We start from the raw sequence: 22,201 nt of genomic DNA on the forward strand, positions 1-22,201 counted from the left end.
AAATTAAGTCTGCAGGAAAAAGTAATTGATAATATTAGCCAGGATATCAATTTTCTGGATAACACTATTTATAAATCGCAACGGGACATCAATAAAATGCAATTGTTGCTGGATACATTAAAGCAAGATTATGCCAAAAGCATGGTGTATTCTTATAAAAACAGGAATAATTCCGACTTTTTAAATTTTATATTTTCCGCCTCCAGTTTTAATGATGCCATCAAAAGGATTACCTATTTAAAAAGTTACAGGAATTACCGTGAGATGCAGGGACAAAATATTTTGCGTACACAGGAGTTGTTGCGCAACCGTATTAATGATTTGAGCGGCACAAAGAAAAAGAAAAGCACTGTGTTGCAGGTACAGGCAAAAGAAGCAAATGTGTTACAATCGCAACAAGAAGAAAAAGATCAGATTGTTAAGCAGTTGAAGGCGCAGGGTAAAGAATTGAATAACGTGGTGGCAGCAAAGAAAAAGCAAATGGCAAAAGTGAGCAATGCTATTACTGCTGCTATAAGGCGAGCTGTTGAAGAAGCCAAAAGAGCCTCTGCTGCAAAGGCAACTGAAGAACGGAAAATTAGAGAGGCAGAACTGAAAGCAGCAAAAAATAGTAGCGATAATAATGACAACACCGCTGGTACAAAAACCATAGCGAAAGTGCCCAAAAAAACAGTTATTGCGCCCGTTAACAAGCAGAGTGAATTATTAAATACAGATGCTGCTGTTACTTTAAATGAAAATTTTAAAATAAATCAGGGTAAGCTGCCATGGCCTGTTGATAAAGGATACGTTTTATTGCACTATGGCCCGAATAAGGTGGGCGATGTTACAATTGTAAATGATGGGCTATCAATAGGCTGCGATATAGGAGCACCGGTAAAAGTAATTTTCGGTGGTGAAGTTGTTCTGATAAATAATTATGACGACGTAGAATTAGTTGTGGTGAAACATGGTGGCTATTTTACCGCCTATAGTAATTTAACAGGAGTAAATTTAAATAAAGGCGAAATCGTACAGATAGGACAAGTTATTGGTAAAGTGGGGGCTAATCTGGATGGAGTTGGCGAAGTCAAACTAAACATCACTAAAGAAAAGGGAGACCTTAACCCGGAACAGTGGCTAAGACGCCGGTGATAATACAATCAACCTTTCATACAACTTTTCGTACTGAGGGACAATATTATCAATATCAAATTTTTTAGCCTGGATCAGGGCATTTGCTTTAAACCGGTCATGTGTTGTTTTATCCTGTAAAATCAGGATGGCGTTTTTACTCATATCTTCCACATCCCCGACATTACTCATATAACCGCAATTGCCGTCTATAATAATTTCCGGTAATCCGCCTGCGTTGGTTGAAATAACCGGTACTTCAGCCGCCATCGCTTCCAGCGCCGCCAATCCAAAACTTTCATATTCGCTGGTCAGCAAAAACAAATCTGCGATTGGTAAAATATCTTCCATTTGTTCCTGCTTACCCAAAAATTTAATCGCATCGCATGCATTGCTGTTTCTTGCGTCCGCTTCAATTGAAGGACGTTCTGGTCCATCGCCCAGCAACAATAATTTGGAAGGTATTTTTTCATTGAGCAATAAGAATGTTTTTACCACATCATCCACTCTTTTTACTTTACGAAAGTTGCTGGCATGTACAATTATTTTTTCTCCGTTGGGTGCAATCAGCTTTTTAAATGCATCCACAGGTTTGCGGTTAAAGCGCTTTACATCCACAAAATTGTATATCACTTCGATGTCTTTTTCTATAGCAAAATTGCGGAAGGTTTCTTCTTTCAGGTTATCGGATACTGCTGTAAGAATATCACTTTCATTCATGGAAAAAGTTACTACCGGGCGGTAAGTTTTATCCCGTCCAACCAGTGTAATATCCGTTCCGTGAAGCGTAGTGATTACGGGAATATGAATGCCTTCTTTTGCAAGTATTTGCTTGGCCATATAAGCGGCAGATGCATGCGGGATGGCATAATGGACGTGCAGCAGCTGAATGTTATTATTGGTTATTACATCAACCATTGTGCTGGATAAAGCCGTTTCATAAGGAGGAAAATCGAACAACGGATACGTGGGGACCCTTACTTCATGGTAAAATATATTTGTGTGAAAATGGCTTAGTCTTACCGGTTGCTGGTAAGTTATAAAATGTATATTATGACCTTTATCGGCCAGGGCCTTTCCCAATTCTGTTGCCAGTACGCCGCTACCACCAAAGGTTGGATAACAAACAATCGCAATATTCATACAGTATAATTTTAGCCGTGTTTTTTAAATTTGGCACAATTTACAAATTTATTATCCATACCCGATGCCGTCCGCATTATTGTATTGTTGTGTTAAGGAACGATCAAAATATGCTTTTTACATTTAGTCGCAACTCAATGGTGTCTTCAATTCTTGCAAAGGGAATGTTTTTGACAAATTTGCTACAGCGGTTGCTAATGCGTAACAGCTAAATCACTAAGTTTGTTAAACTAAATCAGTAAAATGTTTAAAAAGATAATCCCGGCAGTAATCATTTTTTTATTACCTGCTTTTTGTGTTGCACAGGCAGAAGATTCTGCAATGATCAGGAAAATAGCAGACGAGGTTTTAATCAACGGAAAGGCGTATGAAAACCTGCGGTTTCTTTGTAAAAAAGTAGGCCCTAGATTATCCGGCTCACCGCAGGCGCAAAAGGCAGTAGAAGCAACTGCAAGGATGCTGAAAGAGGCGGGGGCTGATACGGTTTACCTGCAACCCTGTATGGTGCCGCATTGGGTAAGGGGTATAAAGGAAAAAGGGCTTATACAGGTTGCAGGGAAAGCACCCTACCCATTGCATTTATGTTCGCTGGGCAATTCCCTGGGCACGGGTAAAAAAGGCATTAGTGCTGGTGTAGTTGAGGTAAGAAGTTTTAAAGAACTTGATCAGCTGGGTGCAACCGTTATAAAAGGCAAAATTGTATTTTTTAATTTTGAAATGAATCCTACCTATATCCATACCTTCAGGGCATATGGAGAAAGTGGTGGATCAAGAGTCGCAGGCCCTTCGAAGGCTGCCAGCTATGGTGCCATCGGAGTGATGGTTCGATCACTGGCGAGCAACACAGACGACTTTCCGCATACAGGTGTGACAGTTTACAACGATTCATTTCCCAAAATTCCCGCAGTAGCCATCAGCACCAATGATGCAGAGTGGCTCAGTAAACAACTAAAATTAAGAATGGTATTGACGGCATCTTTTACCAACACCTGTGCTATGCTTCCGGACACGATCTCTTACAATGTGGTTGGAGAAATCAAGGGAAAGGAATTTCCAAAAGAAATTATTACAGTAGGTGGTCATCTGGACAGTTGGGATCTGGCAGAAGGAGCGCAGGATGATGGCGCAGGCGTGATGCAAAGCATTGAAGTATTAAGAGCCATCAAGGCTGCAGGTGTTCAACCTAAAAGAACCCTGCGTGCAGTGATGTTTATGAATGAAGAAAATGGCGGCCGTGGAGGAGAAAAATATCTTGAAATAGCTGAGAAAAATAAAGAGACTCATTTGTTTGGTTTGGAAAGTGATGAAGGCGGATTTACACCAAGGGGATTTCGCCTGGATATGACAGAAGCTCAGCTGAACAAGGTTTTGCAATGGAAGAATTTATTTTATCCTTACGGAGTGTATGAATTAGCCGCCGGCGGAAGTGGTGCAGATGTGGGACCATTAAAAAAAATTGGTGCATCTCTTGCAGGGTTAAATCCCGACAGTCAACGGTACTTTGATGTTCACCACGCAGGTACAGACGTTTTTGAAAACGTTAGTAAAAGAGAGCTGAACCTGGGTGCATTAAACATGGCGGCACTCATTTATTTAATTGATAAATATGGATTATAATTAACTTACAAAAAAGAAATTATGGATACAAGCAGCACGGTACAGTTACAACCCAAAAAGGCAGGCGCATTTAAAAAATTTGTACGCTGGTTTACTTTAATACTATTAGTGGTATTGGGATTTTTGTTTTGGTGGAAATATTTTTATACCTATAGTGACGGATACCGCAGCGGTTTAATGCAGAAACTCTCACACAAGGGCAACATGTTTAAAACCTATGAAGGTGAACTTGTAATGAGTAGTGTTGCTTCAACAAGCAATGTTGCGATCGCTTCCGAAAAATTTTACTTCTCTGTTCCATCTGACAGTATAGCAAAGGCGTTGCAATTCTATGAAGGCAAACAGGTAAAAGTTCATTATCAGCAAAAAAATGGCAAACTATTTTGGCGTGGGGAAAGTGAGTACCTGGTAGATGAAGTTATACCAGAAGCAACCACCAAGTAAAAATAATCTTACGCCAGCAATAAAAATATGACCGGCTTTTTATGAAAGTCGGTTTTTTCTTTTCCCCAGTCTGCGATCGTTTTTGTTTTTACAAACTCGTTCGCACCGGTTAGTTCTGCCGCAATACAAAGTCTTGTAGACGGCTTGCAACTTTTAAGCAGTGTTTCTATGAGTTGATTATTGCGGTAAGGTGTTTCGATAAAAATAATGGTACTTTTTTTCCTTTGTGAACTTGTTTCCAGTTCTTTAATGGTCTTCATTCTTTCCCCGTTATCAATGGGCAGATAGCCTACAAATTCAAACTGTTGTCCGTTCATGCCGCTGGCCATCAATGCGAGCAGGATAGAGCTTGGGCCAACCAACGGTTTAACAACAACGTTCAATTGCTGCGCCAGTTCAATCAAAATCTGGCCGGGATCAGCAATGCCCGGGCAGCCGGCTTCACTGATGATGGCAATATTTTTGTGTTCTTTTACTTTCTGCCTGAAACTATTTTTTTGGTCTTCCTCTGCTTTATGAATTGTAAACCATTCATAATCATCAATTACAATTTCTTTGCAGATGCTTTTTAAAAAACGTCTTGCTGTACGTTCGTTTTCTGCAAAAATTACCTGGCAGTTTTTTACAGCCTCGATTATGTAATGAGGTATTGTATTTAAAGCTGTCTCATCCAGCACGCAGGGAACTAAATAAACGATCGAATTCATGACAGACGGGGCTTTGTTTTATAAAAACTGATAGTGGCGGCTACAACGGCATAGCTTGGTGCAAGTATCCATCCAACGATAATTACGCTGTGCATAAGGTAAAAAACGATGCCATTTCCAACAGCAAGTCCTTTATGACGGCCGATAAAATCAATACTTTGGGAAGCAGATAATTTGTGTCTTTCAGAACTGTAATCAAGCATAGCAAAGCCAAGGTAATAACATTCAATAATCAACGCTATCAGTGGCGTAAACCAACCTATTAATGGGATGAATGAAAGTATCAGGATGGACAAAGTGTATACAGTTTGCCACAGGGCATTTCTGAAAGCTAACTTAATACCCCGGGCGATGTCGCTTAACAATTGCTGAAAACTAAATGGAAAATCCCTGTCTTCCATGATGGCTTCCGTTTTTTCGCTCAGGTAGGCAAATAAAGGGGAACCAACGATGAGAAAAAGGTATTTAAATAAAGAGAAATAAAACAGCAGCATCACCAATTGTAAAATTACCTGGCCAAAAATAAACAGGAATTTGAGCCAGCTACCCTCCATGGTATACATCCATTTTTTTAAGCCGGTAACGGAGAAGATGGCGTCAATAGCCTGGCCGCTGCTGATCCAGAAAAGGTAAATTCCCACTCCAAAAAGTGCGGCATATAAAATGCCTGGTATCAAAATCCATTTCCATAAGCGGTGCTTTACAATAAAGCGGTGCGCCTCAAGATAAGATTGTATGGCAATAACAATATCTTTTAACATGCTCGATTATTCATGGTAGATTTTCTGGTTGATTGTTACAAGATGCTGGATTGTATAAATTTGTGTTTAAAAGTACAGATAACTTGAAGAAATTAGGCATTGATTTTTATAAACGTAAAAATGTATTAGCGATAGCCCGTGATTTGTTGGGTAAAATTATTGTCACCGATTTTGATGATGGCTTTACCAGTGCAAGGATTGTTGAAACGGAAGCCTATGCAGGTGTGACTGATAAAGCATCGCATGCATGGCAGGGAAAACGTACGGCACGCAATGAAGTAATGTATTTAGCCGGCGGAATAAGTTATGTATACATCTGTTATGGAATGCACCAGATGTTTAATGTAGTAACCAACGTCAGCGAAGTACCGCATGCAATTTTAATAAGGGCTGCTGAGCCACTGTCAGGTACAGATATTATGCTTGCCAGAACGGGTAAAAAAGTGTTGGATACTACTTTGACGAAGGGGCCTGGTAATATGGCTAAAGCGCTAGGGATTGCTAAAATTCATTCGGGAGGCGATCTTTCGGGAGATGCCATTTATATCGCATCTGATGGATATGCCCTAAAAAATGAGCAAATTGGCATAAGCCAGCGAATAGGCGTAGACTATGCCGGGGATGATGCTTTATTACCTTATCGCTTCTATATAAAGGGAAATAAATTTGTAAGCGGTAAGCCGGTTAAGTAGGCTTACAATCGGAACGAATTAAAATTTAGGGCAAGGGATACCCTTGTTTTTAGAAGCTTCTTTTTTAATGTATATCAATGAAAATTCTGATCCTCCCCTGCTGGCAGTAGCGGCTTTAAGACTGCTCGTATTTACATCATAACTTGCCCCGATACGCAGGCCGTTAATTTCGATACCAATGTATGGGATAAGAGCGTCCCCAAAACGATACCAGGTACCCAGGTAAACACTCGTTGGGTTTACATCATCACTGTTAACGTTGGCAGACAAAGCTCCCCCTACAACAGTTTCCGTAGCCTTGTTTTGCAATTGAAAAATAGCGGATGTAAATACTGATAAATTATCAGCTACCGGAAATGAACCACCACCATGAACGGTTAATCTGCTGGAGAGGTTCCATGTCTTGTCGATAAAACTTAAGCTGGGTTTGTTAATATGGTATATCGATGCGCCAAGGTAATAGTTATTAATACCATTGCTTGACCCCGAATACAACAAACCGGCGTTTACATCAAAATAATTTTGATTGCTGCCATTATTCAAGGTTTCTGCTGTAGTGCCTGTAAAGCCATTTTGTGTCAGCTGATCTTCAAAAGTAAGTTTCGAAAAATCAAGAATGGCACTTGTATAGGTAGCCTGAAAACCAGCACCGATTGTGTTATAGCCATCCTCATCCAATGCTTTATGGTAACTCATTGAAAGAGATCCGTAATTCAATTTAAGTGCAGCATCAGCACTTTGATCACTTAACCCGGAAATGCCAATTCCGAAAACATCCCCTTGCGGAACTTTATTTTTAAGAATGCTAAAGTCCAGGGAAGCACTGGTAGTAACATAAGCTTTGGGGATAGATGGCCATTGATCCCTGTGGTTAGCGGCTAAACGCCATTGTCCGTCAAACTTTCCTGTAAAAGCAGGGTTTAAGGTAAGTGGTGAAGAGAAAAATTGTGAAAAATGGGGATCCTGTGCTTTAACAAACACGGCAAATAATAGTGTACAGGCTAAAAAAACTAATTTTCTCATTTTGAATTTTGCTTCAGAATATTAAAGATAAGCTTTTGCAGTAAATAGCTGCAATGGGCCTGTAAAAGTTTATTCAATCATAAAAACCATTTTTCCTGGCTCAGGCGATATGTGAAACGCTGGGATTTTTATGGACGAAATGAGCAATAAAAAAAACAGCCCGGCCACTTAAAATTAAAACTGCATTTTTTGTCCAAATGCCAGGTCTCCGGCGTCGCCCAACCCCGGCACAATATAGCCTTTACCTGTTATCTCGTCATCAATGTCACCACACCAGATCGTTGCTTTTGGCTGCTCTCTTAAAACAAATTCAATACCGACGGTGCATGCTATGGCACAAACAATATGAATTTCCTTAATAACGCCTTCTTGTTTCAGGTATTGTATGGCCTTTACTAAAGATGCACCTGTGGCAATCATCGGATCGCTGATGATCAGCACTTTGTCATCCAGCTCAGGGCAGCTGATGTATTCAATGCTTATTTCAAAGCCCCCATCAGGATTGTGTTTGCGGTAGGCGCTGATAAAAGCATTTTCCCCTTTATCAAAATAATTCAACAGTCCGTTGTGCATACCAAGTCCGGCCCGTAAAATGGTAGCCAGTACCGGCTGAGTTTGCAGCACCTTGCAATTGGCAATACCTAGCGGAGTTGTAATTTCTTTTTCTTCCCATGCCAGCGTTTTACTTATTTCATAGGCTGCTACTTCTCCAATCCGCTCCAGGTTTTTACGAAAACGCATCCTGTCATTTTGAGTCTCTACATCTCTTAGTTCGCTTACCCAATTACTCACCAGTGAATGTTGCTGACTTAAATTAACTACCATGAATATTATTTTGAAACTTTGATTTTGAAATTTGAAATTGCACCCTCAACCCACGTTGTAAAAGTAGGAATTAAAATTTCAAAAAATTATGATTTACAGGGCAATCGGTATAATGAGCGGCAGCTCGCTGGATGGATTGGATATTGCTTTTACAGAGTTAACAGAAACTGGGGGAAAATGGAGTTACCAGATTTTGGTGGCAGATTGTTTGGCGTATGAAACCAAATGGAAAGAAAAGTTAGCCAATGCAACGAGCCTTTCTGCAGCAGATTATTTATTACTTCATACAGCCTATGGCCATTACATTGGTCAGGCAATTAATAAGTTCATTGATAACAATAATTTGCATCACCGCGTAAACCTTGTGGCGTCGCACGGGCATACCACATTTCATTTACCCGGTCAAAAAATGACAGCCCAAATTGGAGATGGAGCTGCCATTGCCGCGGTAACCTGCTTACCGGTTGTAAGTGATTTGCGCAGTATGGATGTGGCTCTCGGCGGACAGGGAGCACCAATTGTACCCATTGGCGAAAAATTGCTGCTGGCAGAATATGAGTACTTTTTAAACATTGGAGGTATTGCCAACATTTCAATCAATGCTGAAGGTAAGCATGTAGCTTTCGATATTTGTGCTGCCAACAGAGTTTTAAACATGCTGGCGGCAAAAAAAGGTTTATTGTATGATGATGCTGGAAAAATTGCTGCATCGGGGAAATTAAATGAACAGTTATTGGAGCAGTTAAATCAATTGGACTATTACCGGCAACCTGCACCGAAATCCCTGGCCAATAGTTTTGGAACTGACACAGTATATCAATTAATTGAAGATGCTTCAACTACTGTGGAAGATGCTTTAAGAACTTATACCGAGCATATTGCCATACAGGTTAAAGCAGCCATTGGCGATGAAGCAGGACGGAGGGATAAGAAACTGCTGCTAACGGGTGGAGGCGCATTCAATACTTTTTTGAAAGATAGAATCAGTCATTTATTGAAAGAAAAATCAATAGCCGTTGTTGTGCCTGATGAGCAACTGGTGAAATACAAGGAGGCATTGATTATGGCGTTAATAGGGGTACTGCGATGGCGTGAAGAAATTAATGTGCTGGCGTCAGTAACCGGGGCATCACAAAATAGCATTGGCGGCGCACTTTGGATGGGCAAGGCTTAACACCAGGTTTCAGCCTTCGGCCTTTCACAAATTTTTGGTTTATTTGTAAAATTTTTAACATGAAAACAATACCGGGGTTGTTATTGGTGATCCTTCTTATGATGGCATGCAGCAATGGTACTACAGAAACTGCATCAGATAAAGAGAACTACAAAAAAGCAACAGAAACTTTACTGGAAAAAGAAAAGAAAAATCCAATAACTTTTTTAAAAGTGTACAGCCACGATAAACATAATCTGCTTGGACAAACCGTTATAAAAGGAAATATTGATAACAGTGCGAAGGTATGCAGCTATAAGGATGTACAGCTGGAATTATCCTTTTTCAGCAAGACCGGTACGTTGCTTGAAAAAGACAACGAAACGATATACGATGTAATTGCGCCTGGTAAATCTGTGGATTTCAAAACAAAATATTTCGCACCCAAAGGCACGGACAGCGTGGCGATTAAAATAGTAAGCGCAAAAATCAATCAATAAAAGCAAACTGGTCGCCATCAAATAAACCAAGGTCGCTTAATTTTAAATGGGGAATTACCAGCAGCGCCATAAATGATAAGGTCATAAAAGGTGCTGCCAATGTTGAACCCAATTTTTCCTTTACCATTTTATCAATTGCTGTGTATCTGGCTGCTACGGTATAACCATCTTCGTTGCTCATTAATCCGGCTACAGGCAAACCCAATACCATATCTGGCCCATTGTCTGATACTGCGCTTATGCCCCCTTTTTCTTTAATCACCATATTTACGGCGCGGCAAATACTTTCATCATCAACACCAACAGCAATAATATTATGGCTATCGTGTGCCACGCTGGAAGCAATGGCTCCCTGCTTTAAACCAAAATTTGTTACAAAAGATTTGGCAACCGACGCATTTCTGTAACGGTTTACCACTACGATTTTTAAAATATCGTTGGCCACATTGCTTACTATTGCTCCATTTGCAACGGAGGGTTGCATGCTGAGTTTATTTGTTATCAGTTGTCCTTCCATAGCTTCAATTACAAAAATCTCTCTCGAGCCTATATCTGCAATTGTAAAATCAGCAATCCTTTTTTCTACACAATCAAACTGGTTGATTAAGCCGGAGGTGTGTGCAGTAATTAACGATACGCCATCTGAAGCAACCAATAACCCATCAATGTAAGTTTGCTTAATTTTAAAATGACTAAGATCTTCAGCAACAATAAAATCAGCAGCATCACCTTCTCTTAATAACCCTACGTTTAGTTTATAATGCAGCACCGGGTTTATGCACGCCGCCTGTAAAACATTAAAAACATCAATTCCCTTTGCAACGGCTCTTTCGCACAACAGGTTAATATGTCCTTCGGCCAAACTATCAGGATGTTTGTCATCGCTGCAAAACATCATTCCGGAAGCATGATCTCTGAGTAGGTCAACAAGGGCTTCAAAATTTTTGGCCGCACTTCCTTCCCTGATTAAAATTTGCATACCGTACTGTAACTTATCCAATGCTTCTTCAGCGGTAAAACATTCGTGATCGGTAGTGATGCCCGCGGCAATGTAAATTTTAGCGGCTTCTCCCCTAAGGCCGGGGGCGTGCCCATCAACAGGTTTGTTGTATTTTTTTGCAGCCGCAATTTTTTTCATTACTTCTTCATCGCCATTTAATACGCCTGGGAAATTCATCATTTCGCTCAGGTATTTAACATCGTCTTTTTGAAGCAGTGACTCTACATCAGCGGAATTTAAAGCTGCACCTGCAGTTTCAAAAATAGTGGCAGGTACACAACTGGGTGCTCCAAAATTAAATTTAAAGGGCACTGTTTTTCCATTCTCAATCATAAATTCTACGCCTGCCATACCACAAACATTGGCAATTTCGTGCGGATCACTTACTGTGGCAACAGTACCATGCACCACCGCCATACGGGCAAATTCGCTGGGTACAAGCATGGAACTTTCTATGTGCACATGACTATCAACAAAACCGGGTAAAATAAAACTGGCATCCTCCTTAGCAGCTGAAATTTTTGAAATGGCACTGATCTTTCCATCTTCTACAGTCACTTCACCATAAAAGATGACCTTATCAAAAATGTTTACCACATTGCCTTTTATTGAAAATTGCATACAAATATTTTTAGTTGAAGCCCGACTTTTTCAGGGATTAAAAGTAAGCATAACCCGTTACTTTTAACCCCTGACGGATGAAGCCAATTTCATCGTTATTTAATATCAACACCTCTCATATTTATAATATCTTTCAGCTTTGGTATAAATTAGCATCATGATGAACCTGGTTTTGTTTGGCATATTTGTTTTTTTGCTGGTGGCGATACAATTTGCCGGTGGACAAACTATTGATGAAATAATTGAAAAGCATATCCGTGCTAAAGGTGGTCTTAACAAAATGGAGGATATCAGGGAAATGTGTATGAAAGGGGAGATGACCTTTACTGGAATTGCAGTTCGTTTACAAATTACTAAACAGCGGGATGAATTAAATCCTTCCGGCTTTAACATGCAATGGCAGACTGCAAATGATGAAGGCCTTACTTGGGGAAATACCTTAAAAGGTACAATGCAAATTGATAATTTAATGACTGAAATGCAAACAACTCCGGACATTTCCCAATACCTTGTAAACTATGCCGGTAAAGGCTATTCGGTTGTTTTAATTGGCAAAGAAATAGTTGGGGATAACAGCTGTTATCACGTAAAGCTGACCACCAAAGATCAGCAGGAAATACATTACTGGATAAATACTTCAGGCTTCATGCTTCAGCAATCTTGTCTTATAAAAGAGGCTGTTTCGTCTGGGGATACAGGTAATTATCTCACCTACCACAATTACAAACCAGTTGATGGAATTCAGATTGCCCATTCAATACACGTATCAAAGAAAGGAAGTAATGAAAATAGCCATTGCGAAATTCAATTGGAAAAAATAGTGATCAATCAACCTTTTGAACCCTTTATTGTAAAACTACCTATACAATCATAATTAAACTAAAACATGAAAAAAATCAAACTGGGCTTATTAGCCATCGCAGCAGTTGTAAGCGCACAAACCATCCATGCCCAAACCATTGACGAAATTATAAATAAATATGTAGATGCTTTGGGAGGAAAGGAAAAGCTGGCTTCTTTAAAATCAGTAAGGATGGAGGGGACTTTAAATGTGAGCGGTACCGACGTTGCTTTGATCATTACAAAGGTGAATATGGCCGGACAAAGAAACGATATCGTAGCAATGGGCATGAGCGGTTACCAGGTTTATACGCCTGCTGCTGGCTGGACTTATATGCCTTTTATGGGACAGTCATCCCCCGAGGCAATGAAAGACGAAGAAGTAAAAACCGGTTCCGGTATGCTCGATTTGCAGGGGGCTTTATTTAATTATAAGGAAAAGGGAAACCAGCTTGAATTGCAGGGCAAAGAGAATGCTGAGAATACCGATTGTTATAAAATAAAAGCAACGCTGAAATCCGGACGGGTAATTACTTATTTTATTGACAGTAAAACCTATTTTATAGTTAAGTCCGTTGCTTCTCAAAACATACCGGGCGAAGAAGAAGTTGTGAATACTTATGCTAATTATAAGGTGAACGAAAACGGTTATATTTTTCCGTTTACAAATACCATAGCCAGAGGAGAAATTACTTTTTCTAAAATAGAAACCAATGTGGCAGTGGATGAGAAGATGTTTACTGCAAATTAACCGGCAGTAATGGTGCAATTGCATAATCTAACTTATTGCCGGTAAAATTTGGTTAAAATAATTTTACTATATGCCGCAAATCCTTTAAAATTCAGCATTATTTTCCTGTAATCCTTCGTACCTTTGCAACGTTTCTAAAAAATCAAAAAATCACTTTTTATTATGAGTACAGTAAAAGTTGCCATCAACGGATTCGGTCGTATCGGCCGTTTGGTGTTTCGTCAAATTTATAACATGCAGGGCATTGATGTCGTTGCTATCAATGATTTAACTAGTCCGGCAGTATTGGCGCACTTATTAAAATACGATAGTGCGCAAGGCCGCTTTAACCAGGAAGTTACCTCAACAGAAAATTCAATTATAGTAAATGGTCATGAAGTAAAGATTTACGCACAAAAAGATCCGGCGCAAATTCCATGGGGAAGTCACGGTGTTGACGTGGTAATTGAAAGCACAGGATTTTTCACCGATAAGGCAAAAGCAGAAGCACATCTTACAGCAGGCGCTAAAAGAGTAGTTATTTCTGCACCAGCTACAGGCGATTTAAAAACAGTTGTTTTTAATGTTAACCATAGCATACTTGATGGTTCTGAAACTATCATCAGCTGTGCAAGTTGTACTACCAACTGTTTGGCCCCAATGGCAAAAGTGTTGAATGATAAGTTTGGTATCGCAACCGCTATCATGACTACCATCCACGCTTATACCAATGATCAGAACACACTGGATGCACCACATCCAAAAGGCGATTTGCGCAGGGCAAGAGCTGCTGCTGCCAACATCGTTCCCAACAGTACCGGCGCTGCAAAAGCAATCGGCCTGGTTTTGCCGGAATTGAAAGGTAAATTAGACGGAAGTGCGCAAAGGGTACCCGTTATTACCGGTTCTTTAACTGAGCTTACAAGTGTGCTGAACAAATCGGTAACTGCAGAAGAAATAAACGCAGCTATGAAAGAAGCCAGCAACGAAAGTTTCGGTTACAATGTAGATGAGATTGTAAGTTCTGACATTATCGGTACTACTTTCGGATCTTTATTTGACGCAACCCAAACAAAAGTGATCACCGTTGGCGACAAGCAATTGGTAAAAACAGTTAGCTGGTACGATAACGAAATGAGCTATGTATCTCAGCTGGTACGTACGGTTCATCATTTTGCAGGTTTAATCAAGTAATATTTTGAGTGTTTGACAAACAGTTGTTTTTCATGGCAACATCGTTGTGTCACTCACTTATACCGCATACCAACCTGGAACGTCTTCAATTTGCAGCGGCATACATTTGCTGATGCATCAGGTAGTTCTTTGTTTATACCATTAAAGCAAGGCTTTCAAATTTATTTTGAAAGCCTTGCTTATTTTAATAACCTTTAAAATTAAGTTCTCCGCCTGTTGCGGAGACAGGCACCATGAGTACATTTTCAGATTTTAACTTCGCAGGTCACAAAGCCCTGGTACGGGTAGACTTTAACGTTCCGCTCGATGACCAGTTTAACATCACCGACGACACAAGAATGTCAGCCACGATACCAACTATAAAAAAAATACTGGCAGATGGCGGCAGCGCTATTTTGATGAGCCATTTTGGTCGCCCCAAGGATGGCCCGACAGATAAATATTCCCTGAAGCATTTGGTGAAGCACCTGCACGAATTATTAAATCCGGACGGCGGCAACACAACCAAAGTATTTTTTGCCGATGACTGTATTGGCGAACAAGCTAATCTCACCGCTTCAACATTAAGAGCAGGTGAAGTTTTGTTGCTGGAAAATCTTCGTTTTTATAAGGAGGAAGAAAAGGGCGATAAAGACTTCGCGGAAAAATTAAGCAAGCTGGGCGATGTATATGTCAACGACGCATTTGGCACAGCACACAGAGCACATGCCTCTACAGCGGTAATTGCACAGTTCTTTGCGGCAGATAAAAAAATGTTTGGCTTACTGATGGAAAGCGAAGTGAAGAGTGCAGAAAAAGTATTACATGAATCAGAAAAACCATTCACCGCAATCATAGGCGGAGCAAAGGTTTCAGATAAAATTTTAATTATAGAAAACTTACTGCAAAGGGCTACCGACATTATTATTGGTGGCGGTATGGCCTATACATTTTTAAAGGCCCGGGGTGGCAAAATTGGCGGTTCTTTATGTGAAGATGATCGTTTACAAACGGCAATTGACATTTTAGAAAAAGCAAAACAAAAAAATGTAAGCATCCACTTGCCGGAAGATTCTATTATAGCTGATAAGTTTGCAGCTGATGCCAACACAAAAGATTGCCCGAGTGACCAGATACCCGATGGCTGGATGGGATTGGATATCGGTCCGAAAGCAATTGGCATTTTTAGTGAAGTTATCCGCAATTCAAAAACCATTTTATGGAACGGCCCCATGGGCGTTTTTGAAATGGAAAAATTCCAGGGTGGAACAAAAGCTATTGCTTTATCCGTTGCCGATGCAACCTCAAAAGGTGCATTTAGCCTGGTAGGAGGTGGCGACAGTGTTTCAGCAGTAAACCAGTTTCACCTTGCAGATAAAGTAAGTTATGTAAGTACGGGTGGTGGCGCCATGCTGGAATACTTTGAAGGAAAAGTACTACCGGGAATTGCGGCTATAAAAGAGTAGTTAACAATGTTTGAATAAGGGTATCGTTAACCAGTAACAAATAGTTAACGATACCCTTCTTTCTTTCACGGTATTTTTACCTGTAACAAAGTACAATATCATACTATGAAAAATCTGACTGCTATGCTGATTTTATTCAGCACTCTCCAAAGCCTTGCCCAGGAAAATTCTAAATCCGTTTTTATTCAGACTGGTGTATCCACAAGCACAACTGCCAACTATTCAATTAGTGGAACTGATACTGCACTACAAAGTGCATTCACCCTGGCTCCTTTTGTTCGCATAATGCATAAGAGCGGACTCGGGTTAGATTATGCACTTAATACATTATCATCGGGAGGTAAGCAAGTTGTTTATATGAATACGGCCACTGCTTTTTATGAGTCCTACGATAGACCTGTGAATCTTAACTTTAATTATACTCACTTCTTCTTTTCCAATAATACACATATACCTTACACCCCAATTAGTAATGAGCTGTATGCTTATGTATCGTATAAAAAAACATGGCTTGCACCTGTGTTTATTGCAAATGCTGGTTTTGGACAGGATGAAAATAATATCACCCAGGGGGTTTTTAATTTAGCGGCCGGAGTCACCCATAATTTTAATTTTGTTTCTCATTCAAATAATGAAATTGATATTGCACCATCCATCATTTTAAATGGCGGTAATAATGGGTATTATTCTTTTCTGCAATCAGTCCATTACATTACTCAAAACACAGGAAGTAAAGGTTTTTTAAAATCCGTGTCCAAAGGTCATGCCCATATAAGGGGTAGAGGAAGCAATGGTTCAGGAACCACCACAACTGCAAGTGCTCAGTCTTCAGCCAGTCAATTTACATTAAGTAATATTGAATTAAACCTTTACTCAAGCTTTCATTTCGGTAGCTTTGAATTGGTTCCCGATGGAAGTATTTTCATTCCCGTGGTAGCCAACAGTGCTATTGCCGCGTATTGGCAGTTAAAGCTTGCCTATACTTTTACCAAAAAATAATTTTCCAATTAATTTAAGGCTGCGCTTAATTACAAAACTATTTATCAAATATTAAAAAGCTTTGTACGTCTTGGTAACTAAAGAGAGAAAGAATATTTTTCTCTGTATAACTTTACTATTTTTGAGCTTATTATCTAAAAAAATGATAACTAAAAGATTGTTATATTTAAATACTCAAAATTAAAAATTAAGCAAAATGAAACGTCCCGGATTAATAATAGTATTGGCTATTGTAGTTATAGTTGGTTTTTTAGGCTGCAATGGCTACAATGGTTTGGTTAAACAAGATGAATCTGTAAAGAAGGCCTGGAACAACGTGCAGACTGAATATCAGCAAAGGAGCGATCTCGTTCCTAACTTGGTAAATACAGTAAAGGGCGCTGCAAATTTCGAACAAAAAACCCTTACAGATGTGGTTGAGGCAAGAGCTAAGGCAACCAGTGTAAACATCAATGCAGACAACTTAACCCCGGAAAAAGTTGCCGAGTTTCAGGCTGCACAGGGTCAGTTAACAGGCGCACTCAGCAGGCTGCTGGCTACAGTAGAAGCGTATCCAACATTAAAGGCTACAGAAAATTTCACCAAATTACAGGGTGAACTGGAAGGCATTGAAAACGGAATTAAAAATGCCCGGAAAAATTTTAATGAAGAAATTAATGTATACAATACAAAGGTTCGCTCTTTCCCGATGAACATTTTAGGAGGCTTATTTGGCTTCAAACAAAAAGAAGGCTTTAAAGCCGATGCAGGGGCAGAAAAGGCACCCGAAGTTAAATTTTAAGTTTTCATCGTATGAATAGCAAACGGTCTTCTGGTTATATTATCGGCGGAATAGTCATTCTTCTTGGAGTTTTTTTAATTGTGACCTACAATGGGCTGGTTAAAAAAGAGGAGCAGGTAAAATTACAGTGGAACGAAGTGCAGAATGCCTACCAGCGCAGGATTGATCTTATTCCGAACCTGGTAAATGTGGTAAAGGGCCAGGCAAACTTTGAACAAGCTACACTGCAGCAATTAACTGAAGCCAGGGCTAAAGCAACTGCTGTAACTGTTTCTTCCAGTGAGGTAAATGCAGATAAATTTAAAGAGCAGATGTCGGCGCAGGATGGTTTGGCTGCTGCTACCAACCGGCTATTAATTACCGTAGAAAAATATCCTGAATTGCAGGGGGCTGCTGCTTTTAAAGGTTTGCAAACACAACTTGAAGGAACAGAAAGAAGAATAAAAGTGGCCCGTAAGGATTTTAACGATGCCATCCAGGATTATAACAGTTCTGTACGAAGCTTCCCGACAAAACTGGTTGCAGGCGTTTTAGGCTTTAAAGCAAGGGAAGGCTTTCAGTCTGATGCCGGAGCGGAGAGAGCAGTAGAAATAAAATTTTAATTTATTTACCGTGGGTATATTTTCAATTTTCGGCAAGCCGAAAGGTTTTTTTTCTGCGCGGGATAATGAGCAGATAGTGCAGGCTATACGCATTGCAGAAAAGGAAACCAGTGGCGAGGTTCGGGTATATGTAGAAAGCCGCAATCCTTTTGTAAATGTCATGGACCGGGCTTCTGAAATTTTCTTTCAATTAAAAATGGATAAGACGGATGACCGTAACGCGGTGCTATTGTACATTGCCATAAAAGATAAGGAACTGGCTTTATTTGCGGATGAGGGTATATATAAAATGGTAGGCGCCGAATATTGGGATAAAGAGGTTAAAAATATGATTGCACAGTTTTCCAAAGAAAATATAAGCAATGGAATTGAGCAATGTGTACTGCACATCGGGCAAACATTGAAAGAAAAGTTTCCTTATAATAATGCTGCTGATAAGAATGAATTGCCGGATGAGATTGTATTTGGCAAATAATGTGCTATTCTTTCCAAATAAAATAATTAAAAAACTTATAAAAATATATTCCTTTACCGGATCAGGAGCATGAAAAAAGTTACCTCCATATTATTTTTTGTATTTGTTGCGATATTGGCGGTGGCTCAAACCGGTTCAAATTTTTCCATTGATAAGGTAATCAGTACACCACCTAATCCGCCCAAGCTCGTAAACGATTATGCCAATATATTAACGGCTGATCAAAAAGAAGCGTTGGAAAGCAAATTGTACCATTTTGATGATACAACATCTAACCAGGTAACAGTTGTAATAGTGCCCACTGTTGAAGGAAAAGATATAGCAGATGTTGCCATTGAGCTTGGAAGAAAATGGGGCGTGGGAAATAAAAAAAGTAACAACGGTGTAATATTATTGGTCTCTATCGGGGATAGAAAACTAAATATTTCACCGGGTTATGGGCTGGAAAAGTCGTTGCCAGACTTAACCTGTCAGCAAATAATTGAACAAATAATTGTACCTGAATTTAAGGGCAACGATTATTATGCGGGTATTAACCAGGGCACGGATGCTATCATTGAAGCAACCAAAGGCGAATTTAAAGCACCGAAAGATTATAACAAGCGTGGTCAATCATCTGGAATTGGTAAAATCATTTTTATTGTTATTATAATTATTGTATTTCTTGCAATCAGTTCCGGTGGTCGCGGTGGCGGCGGGTCTTACATGAGCAGGGGGGGCGTAATGCCTTTTATTATCGGTGACCTGCTCAGTGGTGGAGGCAGAGGTGGCGGTGGTTTTGGCGGAGGTGGTGGCGGAGGCTCAGGTGGCGGTGGTTTTGGTGGCTTCGGTGGTGGAAGTTTTGGCGGCGGCGGATCAAGCGGTAGCTGGTAATTTCAAAATATGCTTTATAAAAATCCCAACTTTTTACGGTTGGGATTTTTATATTTTAACCAATGCTTATTGACTCAGACTTTCTTTAATGTATGTGTCAATTTCTTTTCCCTTAGCCTTTCCCAGCGCATCGAAGGCTTGCTTAAATGCAGGATCGCTCATATTCCTGTATTGCACAGGAATGCTTTTTCTAACCGCCATAACTGCATCAATACTCTTTTTAATTTTGCTGATGTCAGTTACTCTGGAAAGATATTTTACTATGCCAAATGCCATTGCTACTTTTTCCTGGCCGAAAGAAGTTTGATTGAATAAGTTGCTTATCACATCATAATCGGCTTCGTTCCCTTGTGTTATCAAGCCGCTTAATACAGCTTCACCCAATGCTCCTTTTGCATCTGCAGCATATTTTTTGGCTAAACTATACCCGTTCGCCGGATCCAAAACGGTAAGTCCCGACAGTGCTGCACCAGCAACACTATATGATGAATCATCTGCATTTTTCAAAAATAAAGTTTGATACTTGCTGTACCCGGTGGCACCTAAAAATATCAATGCAGCCGCTTTTGTTTTTTTATCGTTTTCACTGGCAGCGATTTCTTCAACGCGTTTAATGATCGATTCATCGGTAGCAAATTTAGATTCCAGTAAACTTTCAATCGTCTGCTTTCTTAGTCCGGCAAACGGATCATTTAATCCTATAGCAAGTTCTTTCAATCCTTTAGCTGCAAAATAATCGAGTGCTTCTTTTCTGTCCAGGTAATTGGGTGCGTGGGTAAACTGGTAAACAAAATTTTCGGTTGTTTTATTATCTGTTTTTTCGCATAGTGTTGCCTTCGCAGCGTCTACATTAACTAAATCAGGATGTTGACTGTAACTGAATGTAAAAGTGTCTGTACTATTTTGGAGCCATACTTTATGTTTACTTTTATTTGAGCCTTTATAAATATCAATGCTGATGGGTAAACGAAATATTTTATCTGCTTGAGTCTGCTGAATGATTACCTGTAAATTTCCATGAGCATCATCATAAACGTAATCAATTTTTAATTTGGGATGTCCGCTGCCGTAATACCATTGATTCCAGAACCAGTTTAAATCTTCACCAGTAACTTCTTCAAATGACAGTCTTAACTGGGCGGCCTCGCCTGTTTTAAATTTATTGGCAGTTAAGTAATTATTCAATGATTTAAAGAAGGCATCATCTCCCACATAATTGCGCAGCATGTGCAGTATGCGTCCGCCTTTGTTATAGCTCACCGCATCAAACATATCTTCTTTGTCTGCATAGTTAAAGCGAACCAGTTGTTTTTGCTCACTGCCGCTTTGCAGATAGCCCTGCATATCTTCAAAATTATGTGCATCGGCAAAGTCTTTACCATATTCATGTTCTGTCCAAAGGTATTCGCTGTAGTTGGCAAAACTCTCATTGACTGTAAGATTGCTCCAGCTCTCTGCCGTTACTAAATCACCAAACCAGTGATGAAACAATTCATGCGCAATGGTTTCTTCCCAGGCGTTGCCCTCGGTTAATTGCCGTGCGTTTTGATAAGCACTTTCCTGGTGCAATGTAGCGGTGGTGTTTTCCATGGCGCCGCTGACATAATCCCTTCCAACTATCTGGCTGTATTTGGGCCATTGATAGGGTACACCCAATATTTTTTCATAAAAGCCAATCATGTCAGGCGTATGTCCGAATATTTTTTTTGCTACCGGTTCGTATTTTTTTTCTACATAATAATTCACTTCCATTTTTTTATAGTGGTCTTTTACAATGGCAAAATCGCCTGCGCCCATAAAAAATAAATAGGGAGCATGGGGTAAATCCATTTTCCAGTAGTCTGTTCGTGTACCATCCGGATTTTTTTGCTGATTGATGAGCAGACCATTACTGAGTGTTACATATTTAGCCGGCACAGTCATATATATTTCTTCTGTGCTTTTTTGATTTGGCTTATCAATAGTAGGCATCCAAACACTGTTGGCTTCTGTTTCGCCCTGCGTCCATATCTGTGTTGGTTTGTCTTTATCTGCTCCTGTGGGATTTATAAAATACAAACCCCTGGCGTCTGTAATAGCTGCGCTGCCGGTTGCCTTCAGATCATTGGGTTTTGATACGTAGCTGATGTAGATGGTATACTTTTCTTTTGCTGAATAAGCCTTGTCTAATTTGATGAAAAGTTGAAGGCTGTCGTAGGTGTATTTTAACGCCGTAGTGGCGTTTCCTTTCGCAATGGATACTTCTTTAATATCCATTCCTTTTGCGTCCAGGGTCAATGTATCTGTAGAATAAAAATGGGGTTGTAGTGTTAGCCATGCTTTTCCGTACATCCATGCTTTGGAAAAATCGAACTTTACCTGCAGTTTGGTATGAACCAGCTCATTGGTTTTGGGATAGGTTTGCCTGTATATGTCAGTGGAAGCGGCAGCTGCTTCCTTTTCCTGGGCTTGAGGCGTATAAACACTTAAAACTAAAACAATAAAAATCAACAAATGCTTCATAACATAATTTTTGTAAGTTGTAAAAATAGCTTTCATGTTGTTAACTCAAATTGAATTTTTATAAATTGGCAAAATGATGAAAATAATAATAAGTAGTTTTGTAGGTAAAGCATAACACAGCATGAAGTATTTACAAAGGTTTCTTTTTATTATCTGCCTGG

Annotated in this window: 22 protein-coding genes; 15 read left to right on the forward strand and 7 right to left on the reverse strand. The window is 39.8% G+C overall.

All coding sequences use genetic code 11. The features are described 5' to 3' along the window. On the forward strand, positions 1 to 1,134 hold a 1,134-nt coding region (locus tag JWR61_RS14020), incomplete at its 5' end, for a murein hydrolase activator EnvC (RefSeq protein ID WP_301928395.1). Here JWR61_RS14020 and bshA read toward each other — a convergent pair. Next, complete coding sequence (bshA, locus tag JWR61_RS14025) at positions 1,120 to 2,256, reverse strand: N-acetyl-alpha-D-glucosaminyl L-malate synthase BshA (RefSeq protein WP_290340237.1); 1,137 nt, start codon at positions 2,254 to 2,256, stop codon at positions 1,120 to 1,122. The genes JWR61_RS14020 and bshA overlap by 15 nt on opposite strands. Positions 2,257 to 2,499: 243 nt before the next feature. On the opposite strand from bshA, the gene JWR61_RS14030 reads away from it, so the two are divergent. After that, positions 2,500 to 3,873: a M20/M25/M40 family metallo-hydrolase gene (locus JWR61_RS14030; RefSeq protein ID WP_301928396.1), complete on the forward strand. Its 1,374-nt coding sequence runs from the start codon at positions 2,500 to 2,502 to the stop codon at positions 3,871 to 3,873. Between the two features lie 21 nt (positions 3,874 to 3,894). Beyond that, positions 3,895 to 4,317, forward strand: a complete 423-nt coding sequence (locus tag JWR61_RS14035; RefSeq protein WP_301928397.1) for a hypothetical protein — start codon at positions 3,895 to 3,897, stop codon at positions 4,315 to 4,317. An 8-nt stretch (positions 4,318 to 4,325) separates the two neighbouring features. On the opposite strand, the gene JWR61_RS14040 is transcribed toward JWR61_RS14035, so the two are convergent. Then, on the reverse strand, positions 4,326 to 5,024 hold the full coding sequence (locus JWR61_RS14040) for an SAM-dependent methyltransferase (RefSeq protein ID WP_301928398.1): 699 nt from the start codon (positions 5,022 to 5,024) through the stop codon (positions 4,326 to 4,328). Next, a complete protein-coding gene (locus tag JWR61_RS14045) occupies positions 5,021 to 5,785 on the reverse strand; it encodes an EI24 domain-containing protein (RefSeq protein ID WP_301928399.1) in 765 nt (254 codons plus the stop codon). The genes JWR61_RS14040 and JWR61_RS14045 overlap by 4 nt, the downstream gene beginning before the upstream one ends. An 83-nt stretch (positions 5,786 to 5,868) precedes the next feature. Here JWR61_RS14045 and JWR61_RS14050 point away from each other — a divergent pair, with 83 nt between their 5' ends. After that, a complete protein-coding gene (locus JWR61_RS14050) occupies positions 5,869 to 6,477 on the forward strand; it encodes a DNA-3-methyladenine glycosylase (RefSeq protein WP_301928400.1) in 609 nt (202 codons plus the stop codon). An 18-nt stretch (positions 6,478 to 6,495) separates the two neighbouring features. Here the strand turns inward: JWR61_RS14050 and JWR61_RS14055 are convergent, their stop codons facing one another. Together JWR61_RS14055 and upp are read right to left on the reverse strand one after the other, a co-directional pair. Next, positions 6,496 to 7,500, reverse strand: coding sequence for a PorP/SprF family type IX secretion system membrane protein (locus JWR61_RS14055; protein WP_301928401.1), 1,005 nt, complete (start codon positions 7,498 to 7,500; stop codon positions 6,496 to 6,498). 174 nt (positions 7,501 to 7,674) lie between these two features. Then, positions 7,675 to 8,325, reverse strand: a complete 651-nt coding sequence (gene upp / locus JWR61_RS14060; protein ID WP_290340228.1) for a uracil phosphoribosyltransferase — start codon at positions 8,323 to 8,325, stop codon at positions 7,675 to 7,677. A gap of 88 nt (positions 8,326 to 8,413) precedes the next feature. On the opposite strand from upp, the gene JWR61_RS14065 reads away from it, so the two are divergent. Together JWR61_RS14065 and JWR61_RS14070 are read left to right on the forward strand one after the other, a co-directional pair. Then, on the forward strand, positions 8,414 to 9,499 hold the full coding sequence (locus tag JWR61_RS14065; protein WP_301928402.1) for an anhydro-N-acetylmuramic acid kinase: 1,086 nt from the start codon (positions 8,414 to 8,416) through the stop codon (positions 9,497 to 9,499). Between the two features lie 59 nt (positions 9,500 to 9,558). Beyond that, the gene (locus JWR61_RS14070) at positions 9,559 to 9,978 is read left to right on the forward strand and encodes a hypothetical protein (protein WP_301928403.1); all 420 of its coding nucleotides are present in this window, start codon (positions 9,559 to 9,561) and stop codon (positions 9,976 to 9,978) included. Here the strand turns inward: JWR61_RS14070 and ade are convergent. Further along, complete coding sequence (gene ade / locus JWR61_RS14075) at positions 9,968 to 11,599, reverse strand: adenine deaminase (RefSeq protein WP_301928404.1); 1,632 nt, start codon at positions 11,597 to 11,599, stop codon at positions 9,968 to 9,970. The genes JWR61_RS14070 and ade overlap by 11 nt on opposite strands. Positions 11,600 to 11,756: 157 nt before the next feature. Between ade and JWR61_RS14080 the strand changes: the two genes are divergently transcribed. The 9 genes from JWR61_RS14080 (at position 11,757) to JWR61_RS14120 (ending at position 19,538) form a co-directional block, all read left to right on the forward strand. After that, positions 11,757 to 12,473, forward strand: a complete 717-nt coding sequence (locus tag JWR61_RS14080; protein WP_301928405.1) for a hypothetical protein — start codon at positions 11,757 to 11,759, stop codon at positions 12,471 to 12,473. Between the two features lie 12 nt (positions 12,474 to 12,485). Next, on the forward strand, positions 12,486 to 13,190 hold the full coding sequence (locus JWR61_RS14085; RefSeq protein WP_301928406.1) for a hypothetical protein: 705 nt from the start codon (positions 12,486 to 12,488) through the stop codon (positions 13,188 to 13,190). Positions 13,191 to 13,352: 162 nt separating this feature from the next. After that, complete coding sequence (gene gap / locus JWR61_RS14090; RefSeq protein ID WP_290340222.1) at positions 13,353 to 14,363, forward strand: type I glyceraldehyde-3-phosphate dehydrogenase; 1,011 nt, start codon at positions 13,353 to 13,355, stop codon at positions 14,361 to 14,363. 233 nt (positions 14,364 to 14,596) lie between these two features. After that, positions 14,597 to 15,808, forward strand: coding sequence for a phosphoglycerate kinase (gene pgk, locus JWR61_RS14095; RefSeq protein ID WP_301928407.1), 1,212 nt, complete (start codon positions 14,597 to 14,599; stop codon positions 15,806 to 15,808). A gap of 105 nt (positions 15,809 to 15,913) precedes the next feature. Then, positions 15,914 to 16,807: a hypothetical protein gene (locus JWR61_RS14100; protein ID WP_301928408.1), complete on the forward strand. Its 894-nt coding sequence runs from the start codon at positions 15,914 to 15,916 to the stop codon at positions 16,805 to 16,807. Positions 16,808 to 17,003: 196 nt separating this feature from the next. Then, positions 17,004 to 17,588, forward strand: a complete 585-nt coding sequence (locus tag JWR61_RS14105; RefSeq protein WP_290340219.1) for a LemA family protein — start codon at positions 17,004 to 17,006, stop codon at positions 17,586 to 17,588. Positions 17,589 to 17,599: 11 nt separating this feature from the next. Then, positions 17,600 to 18,190 (forward strand): LemA family protein, encoded by a 591-nt coding sequence (locus JWR61_RS14110; protein WP_301928409.1) that lies wholly within the window; start codon positions 17,600 to 17,602, stop codon positions 18,188 to 18,190. A gap of 10 nt (positions 18,191 to 18,200) precedes the next feature. Next, on the forward strand, positions 18,201 to 18,665 hold the full coding sequence (locus tag JWR61_RS14115; protein WP_301928410.1) for a TPM domain-containing protein: 465 nt from the start codon (positions 18,201 to 18,203) through the stop codon (positions 18,663 to 18,665). A gap of 69 nt (positions 18,666 to 18,734) precedes the next feature. Continuing rightward, positions 18,735 to 19,538 (forward strand): YgcG family protein, encoded by an 804-nt coding sequence (locus tag JWR61_RS14120; RefSeq protein ID WP_301928411.1) that lies wholly within the window; start codon positions 18,735 to 18,737, stop codon positions 19,536 to 19,538. A 66-nt stretch (positions 19,539 to 19,604) separates the two neighbouring features. Here JWR61_RS14120 and JWR61_RS14125 read toward each other — a convergent pair whose 3' ends face one another. Further along, complete coding sequence (locus tag JWR61_RS14125; protein WP_301928412.1) at positions 19,605 to 22,040, reverse strand: M1 family metallopeptidase; 2,436 nt, start codon at positions 22,038 to 22,040, stop codon at positions 19,605 to 19,607. Positions 22,041 to 22,201: the final 161 nt, after the last annotated feature.

The organism is Ferruginibacter sp. (assembly GCF_028288465.1).
GTDB lineage: Bacteria > Bacteroidota > Bacteroidia > Chitinophagales > Chitinophagaceae > Ferruginibacter.